This window comes from Neisseria sp. P0004.S004 (assembly GCF_051963335.1).
Lineage (GTDB): Bacteria > Pseudomonadota > Gammaproteobacteria > Burkholderiales > Neisseriaceae > Neisseria.
This window is the reverse complement of record NZ_JBQCUK010000004.1, coordinates 16,574-42,534: the sequence shown is the minus strand read 5'-3', so window position 1 is coordinate 42,534 and position 25,961 is coordinate 16,574. Positions and strand designations below refer to the sequence as shown.

The window sequence follows — 25,961 nt, the reverse complement described above, 5'->3', positions numbered from 1 at the left end:
AGATTTTTCTTATGGTTTATCTAAGATATTTATTTTAAACAAATTATTTTTTTAAGCAGGCAATAAAAAGGCCGTCTGAATATTGCTACATGTTCAGACGGCCTAAATTTGCTTTATTCTGCCAGTTCTACTTGTTCATGCCCCATCAATTCCTGCCCTACTCCGGCAAGCAGGTTCAGATAACGCTCATACTGCTTGAGCATATCGGCAATCAATTCTTTTTGCGTCATATATTGCACATCGTATCCATCGCGCCCATCCGAGAAATACGTCAACGGTATGAACGTTGCCGCATATTTGAAATGAGGCAGGCTGTCTTCACGAATCAACTGGTCGGTAATTTCCCGCTTTACGGATTTAATCCCATAGACAAAATCCCTTACCGTCCCTTTATGCACCACCAGCTCCACCGACGGCTCATCCTGTTGCAACAGACAACGGATTTCTACGTCCATATTGTATTTTTGAGTCAATTCGTTTTTCAATTCCTGCATTGCCGGAAGCGCCGTATTTTTCATAAATTTGATGATATCGACTTCCTGCGTCTGATTCATCATTTGGCCAAGGCGTTCCCTCCAATGATCGCCCGACCAGAAAATACTGCTCGGATTGACGGCGGTTGCAAAATAGTTGGCATCGTTGTTCAGGGCTTTCCACAAAGAAACCATCATAAAAATCATCAACACCGCAAACGGCAGAGACGCAATCAGGGTCATGGTTTGCAAAATAGGCAAACCGCCGGCACCCAACAACACAATAGCCACAGCCGAAATCAACACCCCCCACATAACCGATTGCCACTTGGGCGAAGCCAGCCCTTTATCGCGCGAAGCAATATTGTTCAGTACATAAATGCCTGAGTCGGCAGAAGTGATAAAAAACAGCGCAATCACCAGCAATGCCACCAAGCTGCTGACAACCGGCCATGGCAAATAATTCAAAAAGGCAAACAACAGTTTTTCAGGCTCGTTGGTCAAGGCAGACAACGCGCCGTTTGCCACATGCGTGTCCAGCCACAAGGCCGAATTGCCAAATACAGTAAACCACAAAATACTCATCAGGCTAGGCACTGCCAATACGCCAAAAATAAATTCGCGGATGGTCCTGCCTCGTGAAATTCGGGCAATGAACAAACCGACAAAAGGCGACCACGAACACCACCAAGCCCAATACAACACCGTCCAGCCGGTAAACCATTTTGTATGCTCAGGCTCGTAGGTATATGACTTAAAGCTGAACGAAACGAAGTTACTCAAATAAGTGCCCAAATTGTCGCTGAATGCAAAAATCAAATACGTCGTCGGCATACTCAACAAGACAAACAGCATCAAAGCCAGTGCCAATACCAAGTTGGTTTCACTCAAAATTTTGACGCCTTTGCCCACGCCCGAAGTTGCGGAAAATATGGCAACCGCCATCACAACGACGATGATGCCGACCTGCAAGACATAGCTGTTGTCCTGCACCCAGCCCATCTTCAGCAAACCGGAACCCATTTGTGTCGCGCCAAAGCCCAAGGTTGTGATAATACCGAACAAAGTCGCAATCAAAGCCATCACATCGATGGCATCGCCCATTTTGCCGTTGATTTTGTCTTTTAAAATCGGATAAAAACAGGAGCGCAACGCCAGCGGCAATTTATAGCGGAAACCGAAATACGCCAAGGCAAGCGCAATGATTCCGTAGATTGCCCAGGCATGAATCCCCCAGTGGAACACCGTATGCAGAATCGCCTCTTGCGCATTGCCTTTGGCAATCGGGGAAGAGAAATGCGATAAAGGCTCGGCCACCCCGAAAAACATCAAGCCCACGCCCATACCGGCTGCAAACAGCATAGCCAACCATGATAAAAACGAAAACTCAGGTTCGTCCTCGTTTGTACCCAACCTGATACTGCCGAGGCTGCTGATGGGAAGCGCCAATAAGAAAATAAGGAATACAGAGAAAGTCAGAATATAAAACCAGCTGACATTTTGAAAGATAAACTGCTTCATTGCATTTAACAAAGCTTCAGTATTTTGAGGCCAAACCAAAGCAGCTGACAAAAGCAAAAGGACGAAGAAAAGCGTAATACCGACCACGCTTGGGTTGAAAGAAGATTTGTTTTGAATGAATTGTTTGAATTTCATATCGGTTCCGTAGTTGATACAGCGCATATTTGAAGAACAAACGGGCTGCCGATTGATAAAGAGGGAAACGTTTCCGTATGCCTTCTCAAACTATTACAGAATGAGAGATATTTATTCTAATAATTTTTAAATTATATCACAAAATCAATAAGTTACAAAATTAAACGAAAATTTTATTTAAAATCATAATGTTACACAACAATAAAGGCCGTCTGAAACACGATTGTTTCAGACGGCCTTTACATTTAAATCAATTAATCAATCTACTTCCTGATTCGACTGCTTCTTCAGCTTCCTCATCGCCTGTCGGCGGCGTTTCCATTAAATCAGGCAACACCAGCTCGCCCAATTCAGTCAGCGGCGGCAATTCTTCCAAACTTTCCAAGCGCAAATCGCTTAAGAATGTTGCCGTGGTCGCCCACAATGCCGGACGGCCGACAGAATCACGGTGGCCGATGACTTCAATCCAGCCCCTATCCTGCAAGGTTTGCATCACATTTTGCGACACCGCCACGCCGCGTATGCCTTCGATATCGCCACGCGTTACCGGTTGCTGATAGGCAATAATCGCCAGCGTTTCCATCACGGCGCGGGAATAACGTGGCGCGCTCTGCTCTTGCAGGCTGCCCAGCCGTTCAAATGCGGCTTGGGCAATTTGAAAACGCCAGCCCTCATGGGTATGCACCAATTGCAAAGCCCTATCCTGCCAGCGAGCCTTCAATTGCGCCAACACATCAATCAGCTTGTCTTGCGACAACGGCGGCACGCACAATTCGCGCATGGCTTTTTCGTTTAAGGGTTCGACTTGCGTCAACAGCGCCGCTTCAATCAGCGCATCGGGAGAAAGTTTTTCAGTCATAATAAAATCAAGGTTCAGACGGCATAAACAGCCGAAGGCCGTCTGAAAGGCAATATGGTCAATGGTTTGTTACGCGCTCAAATGCGCTTTCAGTTTTTCTTCGTCCAAAAACCAATGGCAGATTTCGGTATCGCTATCCAGCAAAACAGGCACCAGCTCATTGTACTTTTCCTCTAAAACCGGATCTTCATCAACATCAACAATATCCAGCCCAAATCCGAACTGCTCCTGATAAGGCTTTAATTGTTCGCGCATTTTGTGGCACAGGCTGCAATATTCCCGAAACATCAAGGTTAGTTTCATGATGGTTACTCTCGGAGGGACAAAAGCGGCCATTGTATAGCAAAATGCCGCCAAACCATACAGGCATGACAAAGGCCGTCTGAATAGGCGTGAGATAACGCCTTCAGACGGCCTTTATGTGTATTCTGAATTAAGACTGAACGTTGATACCGGCAGTCACGGTATTTTGGGCACTGCTCGCAGTCAGAAACGATGCAGCCAATTCGCCGCAGCAACCGCAACAAGTTGCCACGCCCAATTGAGCCTGCAAATCGCTCATGGTGGTTGCACCGGCGGCGATGGTCTCTTTGATGTCGTGGTCAGTAATGGCGTTGCAGATGCAGACAAACATGATGTGCTCCAATAATTTTGTTACCCTCTGTAATTGAGAGTAGGATTTATTCTTGAACGTAAATATAAATAAAAACGGTTTGCATTGCAATATTGGCGCTGTCCTTTTGTTTTGAAATTTTTCTATGCAAATTTGTATTTTGATTGTTATTTTATAAATAGTAAACTTTACAACCGTTCAGACGGCCACGATAACAAAAGGCGGCATCTTCGAGATGCCGCCTTTATTTATGAACGGGAATGATGTTCGTCAACCATGTTTTTCAAACGGATATTGGCCACATGGGTATAAATCTGCGTGGTATTGATGTCGGAATGTCCCAACATCATCTGGACCGAGCGCAAATCAACGCCGTGATTGACCAAATGTGTGGCAAAAGCATGGCGCAAACCGTGCGGACTGAGCGAAGCAATACCGGCCGCTTCGGCATATTCTTTGACTATCATCCATGCAAGCTGACGGCTGATGCCGCTGCGTTTCTGGCTGACAAACACTTCGTCGCAGATTTTGTTTTTTAGTAACAACGGGCGCGATTCGTTGCAATAGCGTTCCACCCAATATGCCGCTTCCTGTCCCAACGGAACCAGACGCAATTTATCGCCTTTGCCTATGGTACGGATACTGCCGCGATGTAAATCGATATCGCTGAGCGTCAATTTGACAGCTTCGGTCACGCGCAAACCTGTTGCATACATGACTTCAAGCAAGGCTTTGTCGCGCAGTCCATGCGGCGTTTCCACATCCGGTGCAGCCAGCAACGCATCGATTTGGGCTTCAGTAATCAGCGTGGGCAGTTTGCGTTCCGATTTCGGCGCTTTGAGAAAACGGGTGGGATTGTCTGCTCTTTGGCCTGTCTCTTCCAACCAGCCGTACATACGCTTGCAAGCTGACAAGGCCCGCGCTTGGGACGTGTTTTTTTCCCCCTCCGCATACACGGCATCAGACAGGGCAAACTCATCGGCACTCAACCAATCCTGCCCGCCCTCGGCCAAACGCGCAGCGATTTTGACCAAATCACGGCGGTAACTTTGCAGCGTATTGTGGCTGAGCCGGTCTTGCAGCCAAAGGGATTCAAGCAACTTGTCTATTAAATCGTCCATATTCATCAAACTGATTGAAAGGCCGTCTGAACGGCATGGCTTTACATCCGTTCAGACGGCCTTAGGTTTTCAAAGCCCTATTAAGAGGCTTGAGAGATTGTATCCAAAACTTCCTGCGCGTGTCCGGCCACTTTGACTTTGCGCCACTCATGGGCGATTTCGCCGTTTTTGTCCAGCACAAACGTGCTGCGCTCAATGCCGAGGGATTCTTTGCCGTAAAGCTTTTTCAGCTTGATCACGTCAAACAGTTTGCAGACGGTTTCTTCTTTGTCGCTCAACAATTCAAACTGGAAGCCCTGTTTGGCGCAGAAATTCTGATGCGATTTCACGCCGTCGCGCGAAATGCCGACAACGGTATAGCCCAATGCTTTGAATTGTTCCAATCGGGCATTGAAATCCAAGCCTTCGGTGGTACATCCGGGCGTGCTGTCTTTAGGATAAAAATAGACAACCAACGGTAAATGTTCGTCGGAGTTAAAATCGCTGCCGGAAGAAGATGGGAGTGTGAATTGATATTTTGACATATTATTCCTTTCAGACGGCCTAAACCTAGCCTGCGTTTATTTTTCGCTTAAATTCAAATAACTGCGCGTACCTTGAAAATCTTCCAATACGCGCAACAAAAGCTGGAAGTGGTCGTCATTGCCGGCCAAATCCAACTCATCGGCATTGACGGTCAGCAAAGGCGCGCTTTGATACAAATGGAAGAAATGGCTGTATTCGTCATGCACCCGTCCCAAATAGCCTTCGGGAAACAAGCTGATGATACCCTCTTGACGTTTTTGCAGGCGTTTGCGGTTGTTTTCGACGGCGGTTTGCAGATAAATTACCACATCGGGTTCCGCGTATTGCGGCAAAATGCGTTGCTTTATATCGGCAAAAAGCTGCCGCTCGTCATCATTCAAAACGATGGGCGTAAAAATGCGGTCTTTTTCCGGCAGAAAATCAGCCACAACCATTCCACCTTGCGCGCATTGATCTTCAATAATATTCACGCTTTCAGCGCGGCGCGTCAGGAAGAAAAGCTCGGCAGCCAAGCCATTATTGGAAACATTGCTGTAAAACTTCATGAGAAACGGATTGTGATCCGGATTCTCCGACAACAGCAACGCGCTGAAATGCTCTGCCAAGCGGCGGCTCAAAGCAGTCTTGCCGCTACCGATGGCGCCTTCGACAACAATATAACGAGGATTCATAGTAACTCTTTGTAATGTGTTTCCCAACAATATTTTATAGCAAAAAAGGCGTGTCCAACACGCCCTTTCTTGTTTCAGCCTGTTTTTCAGACGGCCCTTATTCTTTTAACAGGCGAATCCCCTGCCCGCCCAAAGCCTGAGCCAAATCAGCCGCACGGCCATGCTCGCACAACGCAAAATCCGGAAGAATTTCAGCCAGCGGCAACATCACGAAACTGCGCTCATGCGCGCGCGGATGCGGCAAGGTCAGATGCGGGTCATCGCTGCGGATACCGTCAAAATCGATGATGTCCAAATCCAAAGTGCGCGGCGCATTACGGAAGCTACGCTCGCGCCCAAATTCGGCCTCGATGCGGTTTAACTCTGCCAACAGCGCTACGCCGTCCAATGAAGTTTTCACGGCACACACGGCGTTCACAAAATCAGGCTGATTGTCATAGCCGACCGGCGCAGTCAGATACAGGGAAGAAGCCTTTTCGAGCCGGATATGCGGATGCGCGGCCAATTCGGCCAAAGCGGCGCGAACCTGTTCGGCAGGATTGGCAAGATTGCTGCCCAAAGCAATAACGGCAAAATGCGGATACATTTCAGACGGCCTCTTTTAAAACGGCAGTGTTTTGGTTTTGGCAAGGAAAACAATTGTGGCAACACACGACATGGCCAAAATATAGACGATATAAAATTTCGGCGAACGCGGACGCGAACGCATCATAATCATGCCCAATACAATATAAACCAGCAACAGCAGGATTTTCATGCCGAGCCACGGCGCATTGAACGGCGAAAAATGGGTAATCTTCATCAGCCACAAGCCGGTAAACAGCAACATGGTGTCGTTCAAATGCGGCATGGCTTTCCAAATGCCTGCCAACGGTTTTTCAGGATGACGCCAAAGCATGAAAAAGCGGATATTAAACAGCAAAATGGTAATGGTTACAAAAATCTGGTGGCTGTATTTGACGAACAGGTATTGCATAACAGTTTCTTGTCGGTAGAGGGAATGAAAGCGGCTATTTTACCGCAAACATCTATTTCTGACGCAACTTTTCAACCGCCAGCAGATAGGGCGGCGCATTGCGGCGGTTGACAAAGCCATAGCGCAACACGGCAAAGGCTTCCTGCGGCAAAGCCTCCGCCCATTGCACAATCGCCTCAGCCTCTATTCGGCCGGCTTCATGCCCCGGATACAATACCGCCACGGCAAGCCCGCCCTCTTTCAGCAAACCCAAAGTATCCGTCAGCGCACGGATGCTGCTTGCCGCTTCAGTCGTACAGCTTTTATCGCCGCCCGGCAGCCAACCAAAATTAAATACCGCGGCATCTAAAGGCTCGTCGATATAAGATAAAAGGTTTTCATGGCCGTCATGTATCAGGGCTACCCAACCATCTACGCCGTTTTCTTTCAGACGGCCTTGAGTCTGCGCCAGTGCTTTAGATTGCACATCAAAAGCCCACACCTTACCCGTTTCGCCAACCAATTGCGCCAACAGCAAAGTATCATGTCCATTTCCGGCCGTCGCATCCAAAGCGCGGCCGCCTGCTTTTAAGGCTTGTCGTAACAGGGAATGTGCAAAGGGAAGAATGTTTTCAAGCAGCATGATAAAGGTCGTCTGAAAATAAAAATACCCTACCGCAAAAGCGGTAAGGTATTGAAAAACAGGAATGCGTTACATCATTTATTCGGCAGGTTGCTGCACAGTCTCAACTTGAACCGGAGCAGCTGCGGCAGCGGCTTGAGGTTGTTTGTTTTCGTGTTGCAGGCTGACTGCGCGTGCAGGAACGATTGTTGAGATAGCGTGTTTGTAAACCATTTGAGTGACGGAAGTATTACGCAGCAGAACAACGTACTGGTCGAATGATTCCACTTGGCCTTGCAGCTTGATGCCGTTTACCAAGTAGATTGAAACCGGAACGTGCTCTTTACGCAACGCATTCAAAAAAGGATCTTGTAACATTTGTCCTTTAGCTGTCATATTCTTGAGCTCCATTATTATGATTGTAAAGACGCCAAAATCGGCGTTTGATGGGATTGTAGCCCCGAATAGAATAAATTACCAACTATTTTTTTCTATCACACCGTTTAGGAATCCAGCAATAAGGGAAATTCCCGACAAACCGACTGTTTCATTTTCATCTTCACACCCCTTCCCAATCCCGATTTTATGTATTTTGATTCCGGCAAATCCAATCGATAAATATCATGAAACATGAATAACTTACATTCCATCATAAAAGGCCGTCTGAAATCGTTCAGATGGCCTTTATGCTTATTTGCTGAATTGTTTTTTCACGCTGACTTTGGTTTTCTTCTTGAAGCGGTTTTTCTCTTCCTTGCGGCCCTCGCGTTTCTCGATACGGTTGCTCAGGCTGACACGGCGCAGCGGTTTTTTCTTCGGTTTGTCTTCCGCATTTTCATACGGGTTTTCCGAAACATTGTATTGAATTCTGAGCGGCGTGCCTTGCAGATTAAAGGCTTTGCGGAATGTTTGGGTCAGATAGCGCGTGTAGCTGTCGGAAATGGCGTGCAGCGAATTACCGTGTACCACAATCACCGGCGGATTCATGCCGCCTTGGTGGGCATAACGCATTTTCGGACGCACCAAACCTGCGCGCGGCGGCTGTTGACGTTCAATCGCGCTTTGCAGGACGCGCGTGATTTTCGGCGTCGGCATTTTAATCATCGCCGCATTGTAGGCAGCCTGAATGCTTTCAAACAAACCGTCTATACCGCGTTCTTTCAACGCAGAAATAAAGTGGAACTTAGCAAAATCAAGGAAATACAGTTTGCGGTTGATATCTCGTTTCACTTGCTCGCGCCGCTCTTCGCTGATGCCGTCCCATTTATTGACCGCCACCACCAAGGCACGGCCTGCTTCCAAAGCAAAACCCGCAATCGTCGCATCTTGGTCGGCGATATCTTGTTGCGCATCCAACACCAAAACAGCAACGTTTGCCGCCTCAACCGCCTGCATGGCTTTGATAACGGAAAACTTTTCCACTGCCTCATCCACTTTGCCGCGACGGCGTACACCTGCGGTATCGATGATGGTAAACGGTTTACCGTCGCGTTCAAAATCGATATGGATACTGTCACGCGTCGTGCCTGCCATATCGAAGGCAATCACGCGCTCTTCGCCGAGGATGGCGTTTACCAAGGTTGATTTACCGACATTTGGACGGCCGATTACAGCAAAAACAGGATGTTTCGCTTCTTCCTCTTCCTTTTCAGGCTCAGGGAAGGTTTCCAAAATATCTTCAATCAGATAATACACGCCATCGCCGTGCGCACCTGAAATAACATAAGGGTCGCCCAGGGCAAGTTCGTAGAACTCGGCGGCAAGCACGGCCCTATTGCCGCCCTCGCCCTTATTCACGGCCAAATAAACAGGACGCGGGCTTTGGCGCAAACGGTCGGCAATGATTTTGTCTTGCGGGGTCAAGCCGGTACGGCCGTCCACCAAAAACACAACCGCATCGGCTTCATCGACAGCCTGCAAAGTCTGTTTTGCCATTTCGTGCAAAATGCCGCTGTCCACAACCGGCTCAAAACCGCCAGTATCGATGACCAAATAAGGTTTGCTGCCGACTTTGCCATGACCGTAGTGGCGGTCACGCGTCAGGCCGGGCAAGTCATGCACGAGCGCGTCTTTGGTGCGCGTCAAACGGTTGAATAAAGTAGATTTGCCGACATTGGGGCGGCCGACAAGCGCGATGGTTGGTTTCATGATTGAGTCTTTCTGTGTCAAGTGCCGCCTAAAATCGGGAGCGGAACACAAGCAGGTGTTTTAAAAACACGGTTGATAAGGATAAGTGTAGGCCGTCTGAAAAGTCATGGCAACTTCAGACGGCCTTGATTTTAAAAAAACTTATTTCAAGCTGTCGATTTTCATTTGCAGCAATTCGCGGCCCACGGCAGTTTGCGGCAATTTGCTCAAAGCAGCTTCGTAGCTTTGTACGGCTTCTTTTGTTTTATTTTGGGCAACGTAAACATCGCCTTTGGTTTCCAGCATCAAAGGCTCGAAGTCAGCCTCAACCTGAGTATTCAGGGCATTGATGGCAGCATCGTATTTTTTCTGCTGCAACAGGACAACGCCCAAACGCTGCGCTGCCAAAGCTTGAACCAGCGGTGCGTTTTGGTTTTTCAGCACCCAATTCAAATGACCTTCCGCCACATCATAACGGCCGGCATCAAACTCAGTCGCCGCTACCATCAACGTAGCTTGGGCTGTCGAAATGGAATCAGGATAGTTTTTTTGCAATTCGGCCAAATCGGCGTTGATGGCTTTGGGGTCGGTTTTTTGCTGCGCCTTTTCCACCATTTGCGCCAATACGGCGGCGGCTTCCTGATCTTTTGAAGCTTTTTGGCCTTGGTAAATGGTGTAACCCAAATATCCCAAAGCCGCCACGATCAGCAAGGCAAAGATCCAACGGCCGGTGCGTTTCCAAAAATATTTAAAGTTGTCTAACTCTTGTTGTTCTTCCAAATGGGCTGCCATTTATGCGTTCTTCCATTGTTGTAAAGTGTCTGTCAAATCAGCGGCGGCAACGGTTTTCTGTTCGTGTTTGCCCTGCATATCTTTCAGGGTAACCGTACCGTTTGCCAGCTCATCCTGAGCCACAATCAGGGCAAAGCGTGCGCCACTGTTGTCTGCTTTTTTCATTTGCGCTTTCAAGCTTTGATAGCCGGAATGCTGCATCACATTGAAACCTTGTGCGCGTAAGGCTTGCGCGTATTTCATCACCTGCAAGTCCGCACCTTCGCCTTGGTGCATTGCATAGACATCAGGCGCAGCGTTCACTTCCAACGAGCCGTATTCGCTCACCAAAAGCAGCAGGCGCTCAATACCCATCGCAAAGCCGATAGACGGCGCAGGCTTGCCGCCAAGCTCTTCAATCAAACCGTCGTAACGGCCGCCACCGCACACAGTCGCCTGCGCGCCGAGTTTGTCGGTCGTCCACTCAAAAACCGTCTGATTGTAATAATCCAAACCGCGGACCAAGCGTGGATTTTCAACATATTGAATACCCAAACCGTCCAACATCGCCTTGAAGCGTGCATAGTGGTTTTGCGAAGCCTCACCCAAGTAATCCACCAAACGCGGCGCCGCATTGCAGATTTCCTGCAAATCAGGGTTTTTCGTATCCAAAACGCGCAAAGGATTGGTTTTCAGACGGCGTTTGCTGTCTTCGTCCAACTTATCTTCATAGCGGGTCAGATATTCAACCAATGCTGCACGGTGTGCCGCACGTTCCTCACGGTTGCCCAGGCTGTTGATTTCCAAAGTCAGGTATTCGCGAATACCTAATTTTTCCCATAAGTCGGCAGACATCGCGATGATTTCCGCATCAATATCCGGCCCCTCAAAACCCAAAGCCTCGATACCGACCTGATGGAACTGACGATAACGGCCTTTTTGCGGACGCTCGCGGCGGAACATCGGCCCCATATACCACAGCTTTTGCGGGCTGTTGTACAGAAGGTTGTGTTCGACCACCGCACGCAGACAAGAAGCCGTACCTTCAGGACGCAGGCTCAAACTCAAAGAATCGTTTGAATCGGAGAAGGTGTACATTTCCTTGCCGACCACATCGGTTTCCTCACCGATGGAGCGGACAAACAAACCGGTTTGCTCGACAATCGGCGTACGGATTTGCTGATAGCCGTACGCGCGTGTCCAACGGCTAACCGTATCTTCAAACGCCTGCCAAAACGCAGCCGTCAGTTTGAAATCTTTTTGTTCGACAGGTAAAAGGTCGTTCATGCCTTTTACAGATTGAATTTTTTGTGCCATTTCAATATGGGATAAGCGAAAATCAAATAGTTGGGCATTATAGCTGATTTTTAAGGGTTTGTGAGGTTGAGAACAAATCAAAAGGCCGTCTGAAAATTTCAGACGGCCTTTGATCAATTAAACACCCTTATCTATCCAATCTAACTGTTTTCTTACCAATTCCATCCTCCTTCCTAACCGCGGCCCATCCGCATCACAGACGTATCAACCTGCCGTGCCTGTTCTTCCGCCAAGCGCGCCATTTCCTGTTCGCTTTCTTGTACGGCATAAACCTTGTCTGCGTTTTGCTGCAAACCGCGTCCGACATTAGAATCCAGCATGCTATCCAAAGCGGCATACCTTTTGTTATCGTCATCCGACAGCAAGGCTGCAAAACCGTATTCACGGAATTCTTCGGTAGAGGTGTTTTTGGCTAAGGGTTTAGTAATATCGACCCATTCATTCTCATTATCATACTGATAAAAGGTGTTTTTTATATAACCGCCCGAAGCAACAAGGTTAGGATAATACTGTCCTAGAATTTCCATTTCTAAAGGCGATAGTGAAGAATGTTGATCATGATGAGTATCATAATCTTCTAAATGTGGAATGGGATATTTGGAATATGCCCCTGGTTTCCAATTTACAGGCCAATTAACATCTTTATGCCCGACAGGAAGCTCTTTACCATCCAATTTGGGATTTACTTTCCACTTATCTTGTGGCAGCCACCGAGCGTTATTTCCATTTGGATCATTGGGAACAATGGTTTTTCTTGCTTCTATTACCACGTCCTCCCAAGAACTGCCTCCTCTTTGCTGGCGTAATCTGTTTCCAATTTTGATACCTAGTTCATTATTATGCACATCCATCTCATTGGCTTCTTTAGTCTGATCCTGCATATTTCCTGTAAATTCATGTGCAGATAAAATAAACCGTGCATAATTTTCTCCATAACGACGAGTCAACTCGGCAGAAAGCAAAACATGTCGATACGCATCAGCAGGTCCATCACTGCGGCCAGGCAAATGAGAACCTACACTTTCATTAATAGCAGCACTTGCCACATGCCCTGTAAAAAAATCATTAACAGGACTATGGCTTTTTTCATAAGCATATTCAGCACTCATCAAATTTTTTCCTTTTTCAAATTAATACACGAACGAATTTCATACCGCTTTTCAGACGACCTTTTGTCAACAAACAGACAAGCATTTTGTAAATTGGCACAAAAACTTTGATTTTGAGAAATTTTAGGATATTTCCCTCCATTAAACCGTTTTTCCTGTACTTTTCCGTCAGTCGAAAACAACCACCAAATTTCCTGTCCGTCCTGTGTCAGCATAGAAAACTCTTTTTCGGGAATATGTGGCAGATGGTTTGAAGAAATAAAATCCTCATAAGGTTGGTATGAACTTTGGATACATATGTAGTGTGCATTAGGTGCAATATAAGAAAACGGCAGGGGAGTGTTTTCAGCTTTTTTCCAATCCTCATCACTGATTACGGAAGAAGGGGTGCAACTGGAAAGCACAAATAATGAGAAAAAAGATAACAACTTTTTAGTTGACAGATTTTTAAAATATTTCATAACTGTTCTTGACAATATAGACATTGTTTTTTCGATTCAGCAGCCTGATAGTTGACACTGTTGATCACCATCGCAAGATCGATGATACCATCCGTAACGTTTGCCGTTCCTCGGTGGGCAACGACAATTTCATTGGTTCGGACATCTCGGTACACCGTGCCTTGGTAGTCTGTTACAGGATTGTTGCGGACGGCCAAGACTTTGTAGTGATTACCTCCTATGTTAATAGTTTCGTCAGTTTGGTTATTTGTCGAGGTTGATAAGCATCTACCGCAAGATCAGCCTGTTGTTGTTTAATAATGCCACTCATAATTAAATTTCCTCAAGTGTAAGAGTAATACTAAATAAATTCTTTCGTCTTTCAATGGGGAATTTGTCCAAAGGCTCTCCCCAATCAGTGAATCCAACTTCATCACTTCGTATGAAAATAGAACCGTCCTCATTCCTCGCATAGGGATAACTTCCCTTCCAATAATACTTAGTCAACGTTTTTCTCTCCATCAGAGTATCTAAAAAATCCCCAAAATTGAATTTGGTTTCTTCAATATTTCCTGTTGCCTTGAAAGCCACGCCGAATCCTTGCGGTTTCCAATGACAAACACCTTCACCAAAATAATCTTCATCCATCACTGCATCTACATAAATCACAGTTTCATATTCAAACTCTCCAAGCTGACGAACTGGTGTTTCTACATCTTTTTCAGGATTCGCAGTTGCACCCTCAATATGATTAATAACATAAGAACAGTTTTCGGCTTTATAGTCAATCCCAAATTTCTCCGTCAATTTCAACGGACCTGGTGCGTCGTTAATCTTAATTCTAAGGCGGTATGCCTGCTTGGGATTGGGGTTCAATTGAAATCTTGCTTCGGTCTGCTCTTGGATACTCATGCTTTTCTCCGAACCGCCACAGGCATTCAGGCTTAAGGCTGAAAATACGGCGGCGGTCATTAATGCGGTCATCGGCTTCATCGGGTTACCCTTCTTGGGACGGTAAAAGGCCGTCTAAAAAACAGATTTCAGACGGCCTTAATTATAGCGGAAGTGATGTATAGGCAGACTTACAGACATGCAAACGGCAACTTTCCACGCTGTACAAGCGCTTATGTTCGATAAACCATATAAACATCAGACATAAATGACAACCTGCGCATCTTCTTCATCCGGAACACCATCTGAAAAAATCCTAAAAACCGAGTACAATCCGCCGCATGAAAAAACGTACCAATCCCCTCCCCCTTTTAGACGGTGTCAAACCCAGCTACCTGGTTTTGCCACATGAAAAACAGTTTTACGGCTTGCCGCTGCTGCATTTTCTATGCGCTCATTTTCCCTTTGTCGGTGAAGAAAACTGGCGGCGGCGGCTGAACAGCGGTTTTGTGGTGGGCGCGGATGGCGTGCCGTTTGATGAAAATACTTTGTTCGAACCCGGCAAGACGATGTTTTATTACCGTGAAACCAGCCGTGAGAGCGAGCCGCGTATTCCGTTTGAAGAAAAGATTTTGCATATTGACGAGCATTTGCTTGTGGTGGACAAACCGCATTTTCTGCCCGTCATCCCCAGCGGCAGATTTTTGCGGGAAACGCTGCTCACGCGCCTGCGTTTGCGGCCTGAATTGCAACATTTGAATGTTGAAGACATTACGCCGATTCATCGTTTGGACAAAGATACAGCAGGCGTTATGCTGCTTTCGCTCAACCCTGCCACGCGTCGCGATTATCAGACCATGTTCCAAGAAAAAACCGTCCAAAAAACTTATGAAGCGGTAGCGCCGACGCGGACGGATTTGGACTATCCTCTGCATATTTCATCACGAATGGAACGCAGCGAAAAATTCTTCCTCACGCGTGAAACGGAAGGCGAACCCAACGCCCATACGACCATCGAGCTTATCGAAAACCGCGGCGCATTCAGCCTCTACCGCCTCACGCCGCATACCGGGAAGAAACACCAGCTGCGCGTGCATATGATGAGTTTGAACATGCCGCTGATGAACGATGCGCTTTACCCTACCCCATTGGCGGCCGGAGAGGAAGACTACGACAAACCTTTAAAACTCCTGGCCAAAAGAATTGAGTTTACCGATCCTGTCAGCGGAGAAATACGCGTATTTGAAAGCGGTTTTGCGCTTTAAGTTATCCAATCCAATAAAAAAGGCCGTCTGAAATTGTTCAGACGGCCTTTTTGTCACAAAATCTGATTAGTGATGAATGCAGCTGCACTCTTTGTTCATATCAATCACCATACGGCCGGTAATTTTACCTTCGCGCATTTCTTGGAAGATGGCAGGCGCTTCATCCAAAGCACGCAATTCGACTTTAGGCACAACCAAACCTTCTGCGCCGAATTGGAATGCTTCTTCCAAATCTTTGCGGGTGCCGACCAGAGAGCCGACCACTTCAATGCCGTCCAATACCAAGCGTGGGATAGACAAGTCCATAGACTCAGGTGGCAAGCCGACTGCAACAACACGACCGCCTGCGCGGACGCAATTCACGCCTGAATTGAAGGCAGCAGCAGATACGGCTGTGACAACAGCTGCGTGTGCGCCGCCGGTTTTCTCTTGGATGACTTGAGCCGCATCTTCCTTGGCGGCATTGATTACCAAATCCGCACCGGTTTCTTTGGCAAAAGCCAGTTTTTCATCGTTGACATCAACGGCAACAACGTGCGCGCCAAATACTTTTTTCGCGTATTGAACCGCCAAGTTGCCCAAACCGCCTGCGCCGTAAATTGCAATCCATTGGCCCGGACGGACGCCGGAAACTTTAATGGCTTTATAAGTGGTTACACCGGCACAAGTAATGCTGGAAGCTTGCGCAGGATCCAAGCCTTCAGGGACTTTGACCGCATAATCTGCACTCACGATACAGTGGGTCGCCATGCCGCCGTCGGCAGTATAGCCTGCGTTCAATACAGAACGGCACAAGGTTTCACGGCCGGTATTGCAGTATTCGCAAGAACCGCAGCTTTGGAACAGCCATGCGATGCTGACACGGTCGCCAACTTTCAGATTTTTCACACCGTCGGCAACTTCTTTAACCAAACCGATGCCTTCGTGCCCCAACACGCGACCCGGTTTGTCGCCGTAATCGCCTGCCGCAACGTGCAAATCGGTGTGGCACACACCGCAATACTCAACTTCCACCAACGCCTCACCGTATTCCAGCGGACGCAGTTCGCGTTCAACAACTTCTACATCACCTGCTACATCTTTGTTTACTACCACAGCATGCATTTTCATGGAGCGTCTCCTAGAGTGTCGAAAAACTGTTTAGCCATAAATGAGAATACTCCCCATGTCCGAAACCGTCAACCCATAATCTTTTTCAAAACAATCAGTTATGATGTTATACCATAACAAATCCTATTCAAACCGTCCGAATCTTTAAATAGAATCTTTAAATATATTAACAAATACACTTTCATTTCAATCAAATCCTTTATTTTTCAGACGGCCTGCTACATGAGACAACATTGCAAACGTAAATTTTGAGAACATTCTCATTTTTAGTACTTGAACCTAAAAAGAAAAAAGCATAAGCTGTTTTTATGGCGCAGAAACACGCCTTCCCATTCATTAAGGAGACAGCATTATGGCAAAAGATTTAAATGTGTTTGATAAAGAATATGGTCTTTTAATCAACGGCGAATGGACGAAAGGTAGCGAAGGCAAACTTTTATCCTCTTACAACCCTGCCAATGGCGATGAGTTGGCCAAGTTCACAGACGCAACCGACGCCGATGTCGATGCTGCCGTGGCCGCTGCGCAAGAAGCGTTCAAAACATGGCGTAAAACCACGACTACCGAACGCGCGGCCATTTTAAACAAAATCGCCGATGTGATTGACGAAAACGCCGAATTGTTCGCCCTGCAAGAAACCTTGGACAACGGCAAACCCATCCGCGAAACCCGCGCCGCCGACGTGCCTTTGGCTTCCGATCATTTCCGCTATTTCGCCAGCGTTATCCGCGGCGAAGAAGGCACGGCAACCCAACTTGATGCCGAAGACCTGTCCATCGTTTTGCGCGAACCGATCGGCGTTGTCGGCCAAATCATTCCTTGGAACTTCCCATTCTTGATGGCCGCATGGAAAATCGCTCCGGCATTGGCCGCAGGTTGTACCATCGTCATCCACCCTTCTTCCAGCACTTCATTGAGCCTGTTGTCCTTCGCTCAAAAAATCAACCACTTGCTGCCTAAAGGCGTGTTGAACGTGATTACCGGCCGCGGTTCCAAATCCGGCGAATACATGCTGCACCACAAAGGCTTCAACAAACTGGCCTTTACCGGCTCAACCGAAGTCGGCCGCCGCGTCGGCATCGCCGCTGCCGAATTGCTGATTCCGTCCACTTTGGAATTGGGCGGCAAATCTGCCAACATCTTCTTCGACGATATGCCTTTCGACAAAGCCCTCGAAGGCGCGCAAAAAGGTATTTTGTTCAACCAAGGCCAAGTCTGCTGCGCCGGTTCGCGCATTTTTGTACAAGAAGGCATTTACGACAAATTCGTCAATGCTTTGGCTGAAGAATTCAAAAAAATCAAAGTCGGCCTGCCTTGGGAAGACGACACCCAAATGGGTTCGCAAGTCAACGCCGGTCAACTCGAGACCATTTTGAAATACGTCAAAATCGGCGAACAGGAAGGCTGCCGCATCATTACCGGCGGTAAAAAAATCGAAGGCGCATTGGGCAAAGGCGAATTTGTCGAGCCTACTTTGATTGAAGCCAGCAGCAACGAAGCCCGTGTTGCCCAAGAAGAAATCTTCGGCCCGGTTGCCACCGTGATTAAATTCAAAACCGAAGAAGAAGTCATCAAAATGGCCAACGACAGCGAATACGGCTTGGGCGGCGCAGTGTGGAGTACCGACATCAACCGCTGCCTGCGTGTTTCCAATGCATTGGAAACCGGCCGCGTTTGGGTGAACTGTTACAACCGCCTGCCTGCCGGCGCGCCGTTTGGCGGCTACAAAACTTCAGGTATCGGCCGCGAAACCCACAAAATGATGCTCGCCGCCTACACCCAAGTGAAAAACATCTACATCAGCACCCGTGAAGAGCGCGAAGGCTTCTATTGATTCGGCAATTCACATTAATCTGATTTAGAAAATATAAAGGCCGTCTGAAACCTGTTTCAGACGGCCTTGTTTATTCCGTTTCGCAATAAATGCTTCATATCTTTCTCAAAAAAAGCCCCATCACTTTCTCTCCGGCCACAGCCAGCAAGGCTCCTGCCACAACCACCATGGCACCCACATAGCTGACGATATTCATATCCGAAGCGGCAAAATAATCAGGGGCGAGATAATGGCCGATGGTGGAAAATATCATGGTAAATACGGGTATCAGCGTGGTAACAATACTGACTTTTGAAGCGTCCCAATGGTTGAGCGCTTCGCCGAATGAACCGTAGCCGATCAGCGTGTTCAAGCAACAATAAATAAAGCAGCCCCATAAAAACGGATTGCCGATATGGGCGATTTGCGACGGTTCGGCAAACGGCAGGAAAACAAAGCTGCTGCAAAAATAAATCATGAGCAGGATTTGTTGCGAATTGAAATGTTTGGACAAAAGTTTTTGCGCCACGCCGTAGCACACCCAAATCATGCTGCCCGAAGCCGCCATGATTACCCCGACCGCGTAGCTGCCCAAATTGAAAAGTTCGCCGAATTTGTCGTTGAAAAACATGACCAAACCCGTCAGCAAAAGCATCAAGCCGATTTTTTGCCAGCGCGTAAAGGCTTCTTTAAACACGCCAACGCCGACCAAAATCATGGTAAAGGGCGAGAGCTGCCACAACACCTGCGTGGTTGTCGGCGAAATATAGTGCAAACCCATGGCAACAAGCACAAAGTTGGCGGAAATGCCGACAATGCCCAGCACCAATAAAAATAAGGTTTGCTTGGAAAATTCAGACGGCCTCGGCAGTTTGCCGGTCAGTCCCAACAACGCAAACAACACCAGCGAAGCCACTAAAAAGCGTATCCACACCAGCGTGGGCGCATCGACGGCTTTTAAGGCCTGTTGCGCCGCTACCGGCAGCGATCCCCAAGTCATGGTGGCAAGCAGCGCCAAAGAAAAGCCAAGCCAAGTTTTTTGTTTCTTCATCTTCAGACGGCCTTTATTTACGCGGCTTCCCAGTAGTCGATATAAAGCTGCAATTCGAGATTATTCCGCCATTCGTTGGCAACGGGGCGGTACACCGTGCGGATGTATTCGGGAATGTCTTCGCTGCAACGCCAGAACATGGCTTCAAATTCGTAGCCGTCTTTTTGCAGCCAGACTTTTTTGTGTTTGCCCTCCGCGCCCAAAGGCTGCTGGCGGATGACGTGAAATTCGTCGGTAAAACTCGGCGGCGCAAAGCCCTGCCCCCAAACGTGCCGGGCAAGGTTCTGCGCCTGTTCCAGCGTAATATCGCGGGCAGGCAGGCTGCCGTCGGTGATGAAGGTTTGCGACAAATCGTCTTCGCACACCATCTCGCGCACGGCTTCTTCAAAGGCCGTCTGAAATGCGGGAATATTGTGTTCAAGTATGCTCAAACCCGCCGCCATTGCGTGTCCGCCGAATTTCAAAATCAAATCGGGGTGGCGTTTGGATACCAAATCCAAAGCGTCGCGCAGGTGCAGGTTGGGAATGGAACGCCCCGAACCGCGCACTTCGCCGTTGTCGGCAGGCGCAAACACGATGGTCGGACGATAAAAACGGTCTTTGAGGCGGCTGGCAACAATGCCGACCACGCCTTGATGAAAGTCGTCGCGATACGCCACCAAAGTCGTCTGCCCTGGAGGCAAGGTTTCAGGAAAATCATTCAGCGCATCTTGCAGCATAGACTGCTCGATTTCGCGACGCTCGATATTGAGGTTGTTTAACTGGGCCGCCAGTTCCTGCGCTTCGGCATCATCTCGCGCCAACAGACAGGCAATGCCGACCGACATATCGTCCAGCCGTCCGGCCGCGTTGATGCGCGGTCCCAACGCAAAGCCCATATCAAACGGCTGAGCCTTGCGCCAATCGCGCCGCGCCACTTCAAACAAGGCGCGGATGCCGGGGCGCATTTTGCCCGAACGCATCCGTTTCAAACCTTGCGACACAAGGATGCGGTTGTTGTGGTCGAGGGCGACGACGTCGGCGACGGTACCGAGTGCGACCAAATCCAAAAGTTCGCCCAGATTCGGCTCTTTCAGGCCGTCTGAAAAATAATTGCGGCGGCGCAGTTCGGCACGCAAAGCCATTAATACATAAAAAATCACGCCCACGCCCGCCAAGCTTTTGCTGGGAAAGCCGCATCCTTTTTGGTTCGGATTGACGATGATGCAGTCGGGCACGGTCTCGGCAGGCAGGTGGTGGTCGGTCACAATCACATCCAAACCCAACTCCTGCGCACGCGCCACGCCTGCAATGCTGGCGATACCATTATCCACCGTTACCAATAAATCCACGCCTTGCTCTGCCGCGATTTCGGCTAGCTCGGGCGTTAAGCCGTAGCCGTGTTCAAAGCGGTTGGGCACAAGGAAATCTACTTTTGCCCCCATCGCCGCCAAACCGCTCATGCCGACAGCACACGCCGTTGCACCGTCGGCATCGTAGTCGGCGACAATCAGGATTTTTTCCTTGCGCTCGACCGCATCCGCCAAACGGCCGGCGGCGGCTTCGCAGTTTGTCAGCGTTTGATACGGCAAAAGAGCTGCAAGCTTGTCGTCCAACTCGGCCGGACTTTGCACATCACGCGCAGCACACAGCCGCGCAATCAAAGGATCGGTACCGGCAGTGAGCAAGTCGTTGAAAACAGTCGGATTAATGGAACGTGTTTGGATTTTGACAGACATGGTGTGTGGGTTTAAAGAGAAAAAATTAATCTTTTTGAAGCGTTTATTTTAAGGGCCAGGCCGTCTGAAACCTGCAATCCGTTTTCAGACGGCCTTGGATATTATTTGCGTGAAGCATCGATAATTTCACTGACTACGACATAGGGGACTGCTATCACTGCGCCGACTGCGTCCAAAGCCAATGTAAATGGTGTTTGCAGGATATTCTCCGTCAACTTCTGAACGTCTGTGCTTTTTTTGGTTTCCGTATAATAAATTCTGACCGGGACGGCAGTGTCAAAACGGCGGTCTTCGGCAACATTTTTCGGCGTCGCATAATAATGACCTTCGGCAGAAATACACCGTGTGTAGACAGTTTCGTCATCGAGTTCGACCGGCTTGAACGCCAACTGTTTCAACTTGGCAATCTCGGCAGCTTTTTGAGTATCGTAACGCAGGCAGAATTTTGAACGGAAAGTTTGCGCTTCAGGGGATTTCAATTCGACCGGCAAAGCCTCATACGCATATCTTGGGTTTTGCTGAACCATTTGAAACTGTTTGTCCAATTTAACATCCAAGACCGCTTTCAACTTGGCCGAATCTTTAGGATTAACGACAAACCAATATTTTTTGCCCATCATGACCAAGCTGCCTGTTTCCAATTGCGTATTGTCTTTGGCAACCACGCCAAATGCGTGAATCTTGTCTTTGGCAACGGTTTTTTCGGTTGTGGTTTTATGGAACGGGTTGTTCCCTCCCCAAAGAAAGGCAGTACAACCATTCAGGGTTAGTGCACTGATTAACAAAGCAGGTACAAAGTGGCAAAATTTCATGGTCATCCTCCTTCGGTATTACGATACAGGCCGTCTGAAAACCGCAACCCGTTTTCAGACGGCCTTCATGTTTATTCTTCCCAATCCTGCCCTTCTCCTGAAGCGTCGGATTGACCGGCCTCCATCACTGCTTTAATTTCTTGGAACAGCGCGCGGAAGTTTTTCGGCGGTTTATTTTGTTCCTGCTCTTTTTTGGTGTTGCGGATCAAGGTGCGCAATTTACCGGCGTCGGCCTGCGGAAAATCGGCCATAAATTGGGTAATCGCACCATCGTCTGCCAACAGTCGGGTACGCGCCTGCTCGACGCGTTGCAAAAAGGCATTGTGTGCCGCATTGTCGCCACGCAGTTTGGCCAAATAGGCTTCGATGGGTGCGGGGTCGGTATCGCGCATCAGGCGGCCGATAAATTGGGCTTGGCGTTTGAGCGCGCTGTTGGACGTGATTTTTTTATAGGTGGCGATGGCCTCGAACAGCTCTTCGTCCAAGCCGATTTTTTTCAACGTATCGCTGGAGAGCTTGGTCAACTCCATACCCAAAGCCTGCAAATCGTTCATCTGCTTTTTCATTTGGGTTTTGCTGACCCATTCGTCTTCTTGTTCAAACATTGTGTTTCCCTGATTTTCTGAATCTGCCTATTTTATCAGTTTTCAGACGGCCTTTCCGTGCGATTTTTGCAGTGGCCGTCTGAAACGGTTAAAATGCCGCAAAACCCTGTCAGGAAACCTTTTTATGCTGTTTAACCACACACCGGACGAGCTGTTGCGCCTGTGCGGACACACGCTGGATTTGGCCAAACAATCCGGCGCCACCTCGGCCGAAGCCGATTTCAGCGAGTCGCTCGGCCAAAGCGTCAGCGTGCGCTTGGGCGAAATCGAACAAATCGAGTTCCAACAAGACAAATCTTTAGACATTACGGTCTATGTCGGCCAACGCAAAGGCCGCGCCAGCACTGCCGACTTCTCCGAACGCGCCCTGCAAGATACGGTCAAGGCCGCCATCGATATTGCGCGCTATACCGCCGAAGACGATTGCGCCGGCCTTGCCGATGCTGCCTTGATGGCAACCCATATCGGCGACCTCGACCGCTACCACGAATGGGATTTGAGTACCGAATCCGCCATTGATTTGGCCAAGCAATGCGAACAGGCCGCGCTGTCAACGGACAAACGCATTGAAAATTCGGAAGGCGCATCGGTTCATACCGGCCATTACCAATACGTTTACGGCAACACCCACGGCTTTGCCGCACATCAGCAAAGCACGCACCACAGCATTTCTTGCAGCGTAGTCGCCAGTGACGAACACGGCATGCAGCGCGACTATTGGTACGATTCTTCCTGCCGTCACGAAGACATGGACGCGCCCGAACTCATCGGCAAAACCGCAGCCGAACGGACTTTACGCCGTCTGAACAGCCGCAGCGTTCCGACCGGCAGCTATCCCGTACTGTTCGACACCACTGTCGCCGTCGGCTTAATCGGCCACCTTATCGGCGCACTCAGCGGCGGCGCGCTCTACCGCCAAAGCAGCTTCCTGATTGACAGCATCGGCAAACAGGTGCTGCCCGAGTTTCTCAGCCTTCGTGAAGAACCGCATATCCTGCGCTCGTTCCGCAGCACTTATTTCGATGCCGAAGGCGTGGCCACACAGCCGCGTTTTGTGGTGAAAAACGGCATAATCGAAGGCTATTTCCTCAGCAGTTACAGTGCAAAAAAACTCGGTATGCAGACAACGGGCAACGCCGGCGGCGCGCACAATCTGTATCTGAACCACACCCATGCCACGCAGGCCGACCTGTTGAAAGAAATGGGGACAGGTTTGCTGGTTACCGAATTGATGGGGCAAGGCGTCAACACCATTACCGGCGACTACTCGCGCGGTGCGGCCGGATTTTGGGTGGAAAACGGCGTCATTGCCTATCCGGTTCAGGAAATCACCATTGCCGGACGTTTGCAGGATATGTACCGCGACATCATCGGCGTGGCAGACGACGCATTACGCCGTTCGTCTAACCAAATCGGCTCCGTCTTGGTTTCCAAAATGACGGTTGCCGGCAACTGATTGAACTAAATATACAAAAGGCCGTCTGAAAGATATCTTTTCTTTTCAGACGGCCTCGCCGTTATCTACTTCCATAAAAAACACATCATGCATATTGTCGTCATTCCCTCTTGGTACCCCTCTTCCGAAACCGACGTGGACGGAATCTTTTTCCGCCTCCAAGCCCAAGCCCTGCAACGCGAAGGCATGAAAATCGGCATGGTCGTTCCCATGTTCCGCTACTTGAGAAGCCAGCCGAAAACCATCTTCTCGCGCTTCTACGGCCTGCGCCGCCATCAGCAAGGTGGACTCAACACTTACGCCTACGACAGCATGTATTTCTTCCCGCGCTGCCCGGTTGTCGACATCGACCGTATCCGCTGGGTCAACGCAGGCATGAAAGCTTTTGAAGCCTATATCGCCGACAACGGCAAACCCGACGTAATTCACGCCCATTGCGTCAACTACGCCGCTATTTTGGCCTGCGCCATCTTCAAAAAATACGGCATTCCCTATGTGATTACCGAACACAGCAGCGCCATTTCACGCGGCCTTGTCCGCAAAAACCAATGGCCGTCCATGCACGAAGCCGTGCGCCACAGCGCAGCCCGGTTCGCCGTCAGCCGTGATTTCTGCCGCATTCTCGAAAAAACCTACGCCGGTACAGACTGGCAATACCTGCCCAATATGCTGGGCGGCAATTTTGAACAGGATTTTGAGTTCCCCGAAAAAAACAATCAAAACTTTACCTTCTGCAGCGTCTCCCACCTGCGCCACCTCAAAGGCCACGACCTGCTCCTGCCTGCCTTTGCCGAAGCACTCAAAACCTATCCGCAGCTCAAACTCAAAATCGGCGGCGGCGGCGCAGAAGAAGGCCGTCTGAAACAACTGGCAAGCGACTTGGACATCAACCACGCCGTTACCTTTACCGGAGCATTGACCACCGACCAAACCCTAGACCTCATGCGCCACAGCAACGCATTCGTCCTTGCCAGCCGTACCGAGACCTTCGGCGTCGTCTATATCGAAGCACTGTCGCAAGGTTTGCCCGTTATCGCCACACGCTGCGGCGGCCCCGAATCCATCGTCACATCCGACAACGGCCTGCTGGTGCCAATCGAAAACATACCGGAACTGACCAAAGCATTGCTCACCCTATACGAAAACCATGCACACTACGATCCCGTCCGTTTGCGCCAAGATTGCCTGCAACAATTCGGCAGCCGAGCCATAGCGCAACACCTGATCGACACCTTCCAAAAAGTGCTTAATAAATAGGCATAAACCATACAGGCCGTCTGAAATCCTTCAGACGGCCTGCCTACTTCCAACAAGACAAATCTAGTGTAAAATTAAGACAATAACTAAACTTTTTGATTTAAAATCAGTCAAAAGAAAAACTGTTACCTATAATAATATCCCCACATACATTATGCGCTATTACGGAACGATTACTCGCTGGAACAGCAAGCGCGGCTTCGGCGCCGCTACCATAGAAGACACAGGCCAAGAAATCTTTCTTGCCCTTGCCGCCTTTACCACCCTTACCCGCCTACCGGCTGAAGGGCAACACATCTCCTTCAACATCACAGAAGGCCGGCGCGGCCGCAAAGAAGCCGAAAACGTCTGCTTCGCCCTCGATTGCGCCGACTGCTTCGATGTCCTCGTCCCTCCCCCCGAAAAACCCCTCGCCGGCAAACAAGCCATCGTCGGCCTGATTGCCGTGATCTTCGTCTGCAGCATTTTCGCCGCCTTGTGGTATGGCCTCCACTTTTCCGACAACACACCAAAAGAACCTGCCGTCAAAAAACAAGAAACCATGGTTCACGAAGTCGCCGCCAAAATCGAAGCCGAACGCAAAGCATGGCGCGATGCCGTCAATGGCAGCAACCAACGCTCGGGGCAGCCTCAACGCGCCAAAGATAATACGTCAAAACAATAACGCTTTATCCAATACAAAAAGGCCGTCTGAAAAAATGGGAAGATGAAATGATAGATTTCT

The 25,961-nt window shown here is 48.9% G+C and carries 27 protein-coding genes; 5 read left to right on the top strand and 22 right to left on the bottom strand.

What is annotated here, in order from left to right:
- Positions 1-113: 113 nt before the first annotated feature.
- From ACTHRY_RS04360 to ACTHRY_RS04280, 17 genes are all read right to left on the bottom strand, one after another.
- Positions 114-2,129: a BCCT family transporter gene (locus tag ACTHRY_RS04360; RefSeq protein WP_049322728.1), complete on the bottom strand. Its 2,016-nt coding sequence runs from the start codon at positions 2,127-2,129 to the stop codon at positions 114-116.
- 250 nt (positions 2,130-2,379) lie between these two features.
- On the bottom strand, positions 2,380-2,988 hold the full coding sequence (gene scpB / locus ACTHRY_RS04355) for an SMC-Scp complex subunit ScpB (protein WP_049322727.1): 609 nt from the start codon (positions 2,986-2,988) through the stop codon (positions 2,380-2,382).
- Positions 2,989-3,057: 69 nt separating this feature from the next.
- Positions 3,058-3,291: a glutaredoxin family protein gene (locus ACTHRY_RS04350; RefSeq protein WP_049322726.1), complete on the bottom strand. Its 234-nt coding sequence runs from the start codon at positions 3,289-3,291 to the stop codon at positions 3,058-3,060.
- A gap of 130 nt (positions 3,292-3,421) precedes the next feature.
- On the bottom strand, positions 3,422-3,622 hold the full coding sequence (locus ACTHRY_RS04345) for a (2Fe-2S)-binding protein (protein ID WP_003681978.1): 201 nt from the start codon (positions 3,620-3,622) through the stop codon (positions 3,422-3,424).
- Between the two features lie 227 nt (positions 3,623-3,849).
- Entirely contained in the window at positions 3,850-4,728 is an 879-nt protein-coding gene (gene xerD, locus ACTHRY_RS04340) for a site-specific tyrosine recombinase XerD (RefSeq protein WP_053088381.1), read from the bottom strand.
- A 74-nt stretch (positions 4,729-4,802) separates the two neighbouring features.
- Positions 4,803-5,246 carry a peroxiredoxin gene (locus ACTHRY_RS04335; protein ID WP_049322724.1) on the bottom strand — a complete coding sequence of 148 codons (444 nt, stop codon included), beginning with the start codon at positions 5,244-5,246 and terminating at the stop codon, positions 4,803-4,805.
- A 36-nt stretch (positions 5,247-5,282) separates the two neighbouring features.
- Entirely contained in the window at positions 5,283-5,918 is a 636-nt protein-coding gene (locus ACTHRY_RS04330; RefSeq protein WP_049322723.1) for a deoxynucleoside kinase, read from the bottom strand.
- Positions 5,919-6,015: 97 nt separating this feature from the next.
- Positions 6,016-6,504 carry a 2-amino-4-hydroxy-6-hydroxymethyldihydropteridine diphosphokinase gene (gene folK / locus ACTHRY_RS04325; RefSeq protein WP_049322722.1) on the bottom strand — a complete coding sequence of 163 codons (489 nt, stop codon included), beginning with the start codon at positions 6,502-6,504 and terminating at the stop codon, positions 6,016-6,018.
- Between the two features lie 15 nt (positions 6,505-6,519).
- Positions 6,520-6,894, bottom strand: a complete 375-nt coding sequence (locus ACTHRY_RS04320) for a SirB2 family protein (protein WP_036491806.1) — start codon at positions 6,892-6,894, stop codon at positions 6,520-6,522.
- Positions 6,895-6,946: 52 nt separating this feature from the next.
- Positions 6,947-7,516, bottom strand: coding sequence for a tRNA (mnm(5)s(2)U34)-methyltransferase (locus tag ACTHRY_RS04315; protein ID WP_049322721.1), 570 nt, complete (start codon positions 7,514-7,516; stop codon positions 6,947-6,949).
- A 78-nt stretch (positions 7,517-7,594) separates the two neighbouring features.
- The gene (gene hfq / locus ACTHRY_RS04310; protein WP_036493792.1) at positions 7,595-7,891 is read right to left on the bottom strand and encodes an RNA chaperone Hfq; all 297 of its coding nucleotides are present in this window, start codon (positions 7,889-7,891) and stop codon (positions 7,595-7,597) included.
- Positions 7,892-8,185: 294 nt separating this feature from the next.
- Entirely contained in the window at positions 8,186-9,643 is a 1,458-nt protein-coding gene (gene der / locus ACTHRY_RS04305; RefSeq protein ID WP_036491802.1) for a ribosome biogenesis GTPase Der, read from the bottom strand.
- A 141-nt stretch (positions 9,644-9,784) separates the two neighbouring features.
- Positions 9,785-10,414, bottom strand: a complete 630-nt coding sequence (locus ACTHRY_RS04300; RefSeq protein ID WP_049322720.1) for a YfgM family protein — start codon at positions 10,412-10,414, stop codon at positions 9,785-9,787.
- Positions 10,415-11,710 carry a histidine--tRNA ligase gene (gene hisS, locus ACTHRY_RS04295; RefSeq protein ID WP_049322756.1) on the bottom strand — a complete coding sequence of 432 codons (1,296 nt, stop codon included), beginning with the start codon at positions 11,708-11,710 and terminating at the stop codon, positions 10,415-10,417.
- Between the two features lie 173 nt (positions 11,711-11,883).
- Positions 11,884-12,819: a DUF6973 domain-containing protein gene (locus tag ACTHRY_RS04290; RefSeq protein ID WP_049322719.1), complete on the bottom strand. Its 936-nt coding sequence runs from the start codon at positions 12,817-12,819 to the stop codon at positions 11,884-11,886.
- Complete coding sequence (locus tag ACTHRY_RS04285) at positions 12,819-13,280, bottom strand: hypothetical protein (protein ID WP_152691279.1); 462 nt, start codon at positions 13,278-13,280, stop codon at positions 12,819-12,821. The genes ACTHRY_RS04290 and ACTHRY_RS04285 overlap by 1 nt, the downstream gene beginning before the upstream one ends.
- Positions 13,281-13,592: 312 nt before the next feature.
- Positions 13,593-14,252 (bottom strand): hypothetical protein, encoded by a 660-nt coding sequence (locus tag ACTHRY_RS04280; protein WP_239662099.1) that lies wholly within the window; start codon positions 14,250-14,252, stop codon positions 13,593-13,595.
- A 239-nt stretch (positions 14,253-14,491) separates the two neighbouring features.
- Here ACTHRY_RS04280 and ACTHRY_RS04275 point away from each other — a divergent pair, with 239 nt between their 5' ends.
- Positions 14,492-15,415 (top strand): RluA family pseudouridine synthase, encoded by a 924-nt coding sequence (locus ACTHRY_RS04275; protein WP_049322717.1) that lies wholly within the window; start codon positions 14,492-14,494, stop codon positions 15,413-15,415.
- Positions 15,416-15,481: 66 nt separating this feature from the next.
- Here the strand turns inward: ACTHRY_RS04275 and adhP are convergent, their stop codons facing one another.
- Positions 15,482-16,525, bottom strand: a complete 1,044-nt coding sequence (gene adhP, locus ACTHRY_RS04270; protein WP_079453675.1) for an alcohol dehydrogenase AdhP — start codon at positions 16,523-16,525, stop codon at positions 15,482-15,484.
- Between the two features lie 352 nt (positions 16,526-16,877).
- On the opposite strand from adhP, the gene ACTHRY_RS04265 reads away from it, so the two are divergent.
- A complete protein-coding gene (locus tag ACTHRY_RS04265; protein ID WP_049322716.1) occupies positions 16,878-18,359 on the top strand; it encodes an aldehyde dehydrogenase family protein in 1,482 nt (493 codons plus the stop codon).
- Positions 18,360-18,453: 94 nt separating this feature from the next.
- Here the strand turns inward: ACTHRY_RS04265 and ACTHRY_RS04260 are convergent, their stop codons facing one another.
- From ACTHRY_RS04260 to yjgA, 4 genes are all read right to left on the bottom strand, one after another.
- Positions 18,454-19,389 (bottom strand): DMT family transporter, encoded by a 936-nt coding sequence (locus tag ACTHRY_RS04260; RefSeq protein WP_049322715.1) that lies wholly within the window; start codon positions 19,387-19,389, stop codon positions 18,454-18,456.
- 17 nt (positions 19,390-19,406) lie between these two features.
- The gene (recJ, locus tag ACTHRY_RS04255; protein ID WP_440374071.1) at positions 19,407-21,107 is read right to left on the bottom strand and encodes a single-stranded-DNA-specific exonuclease RecJ; all 1,701 of its coding nucleotides are present in this window, start codon (positions 21,105-21,107) and stop codon (positions 19,407-19,409) included.
- 101 nt (positions 21,108-21,208) lie between these two features.
- On the bottom strand, positions 21,209-21,919 hold the full coding sequence (locus ACTHRY_RS04250; RefSeq protein ID WP_440374070.1) for a hypothetical protein: 711 nt from the start codon (positions 21,917-21,919) through the stop codon (positions 21,209-21,211).
- A 71-nt stretch (positions 21,920-21,990) separates the two neighbouring features.
- Positions 21,991-22,524 (bottom strand): ribosome biogenesis factor YjgA, encoded by a 534-nt coding sequence (yjgA, locus tag ACTHRY_RS04245; protein WP_440374069.1) that lies wholly within the window; start codon positions 22,522-22,524, stop codon positions 21,991-21,993.
- Between the two features lie 124 nt (positions 22,525-22,648).
- Here yjgA and pmbA point away from each other — a divergent pair, with 124 nt between their 5' ends.
- From pmbA to ACTHRY_RS04230, 3 genes are all read left to right on the top strand, one after another.
- Positions 22,649-23,980, top strand: a complete 1,332-nt coding sequence (gene pmbA / locus ACTHRY_RS04240; RefSeq protein ID WP_440374068.1) for a metalloprotease PmbA — start codon at positions 22,649-22,651, stop codon at positions 23,978-23,980.
- A gap of 87 nt (positions 23,981-24,067) precedes the next feature.
- The gene (locus ACTHRY_RS04235; RefSeq protein WP_440374067.1) at positions 24,068-25,237 is read left to right on the top strand and encodes a glycosyltransferase; all 1,170 of its coding nucleotides are present in this window, start codon (positions 24,068-24,070) and stop codon (positions 25,235-25,237) included.
- 154 nt (positions 25,238-25,391) lie between these two features.
- Complete coding sequence (locus ACTHRY_RS04230) at positions 25,392-25,901, top strand: cold-shock protein (RefSeq protein ID WP_049322709.1); 510 nt, start codon at positions 25,392-25,394, stop codon at positions 25,899-25,901.
- Positions 25,902-25,961 lie beyond the last annotated feature (60 nt).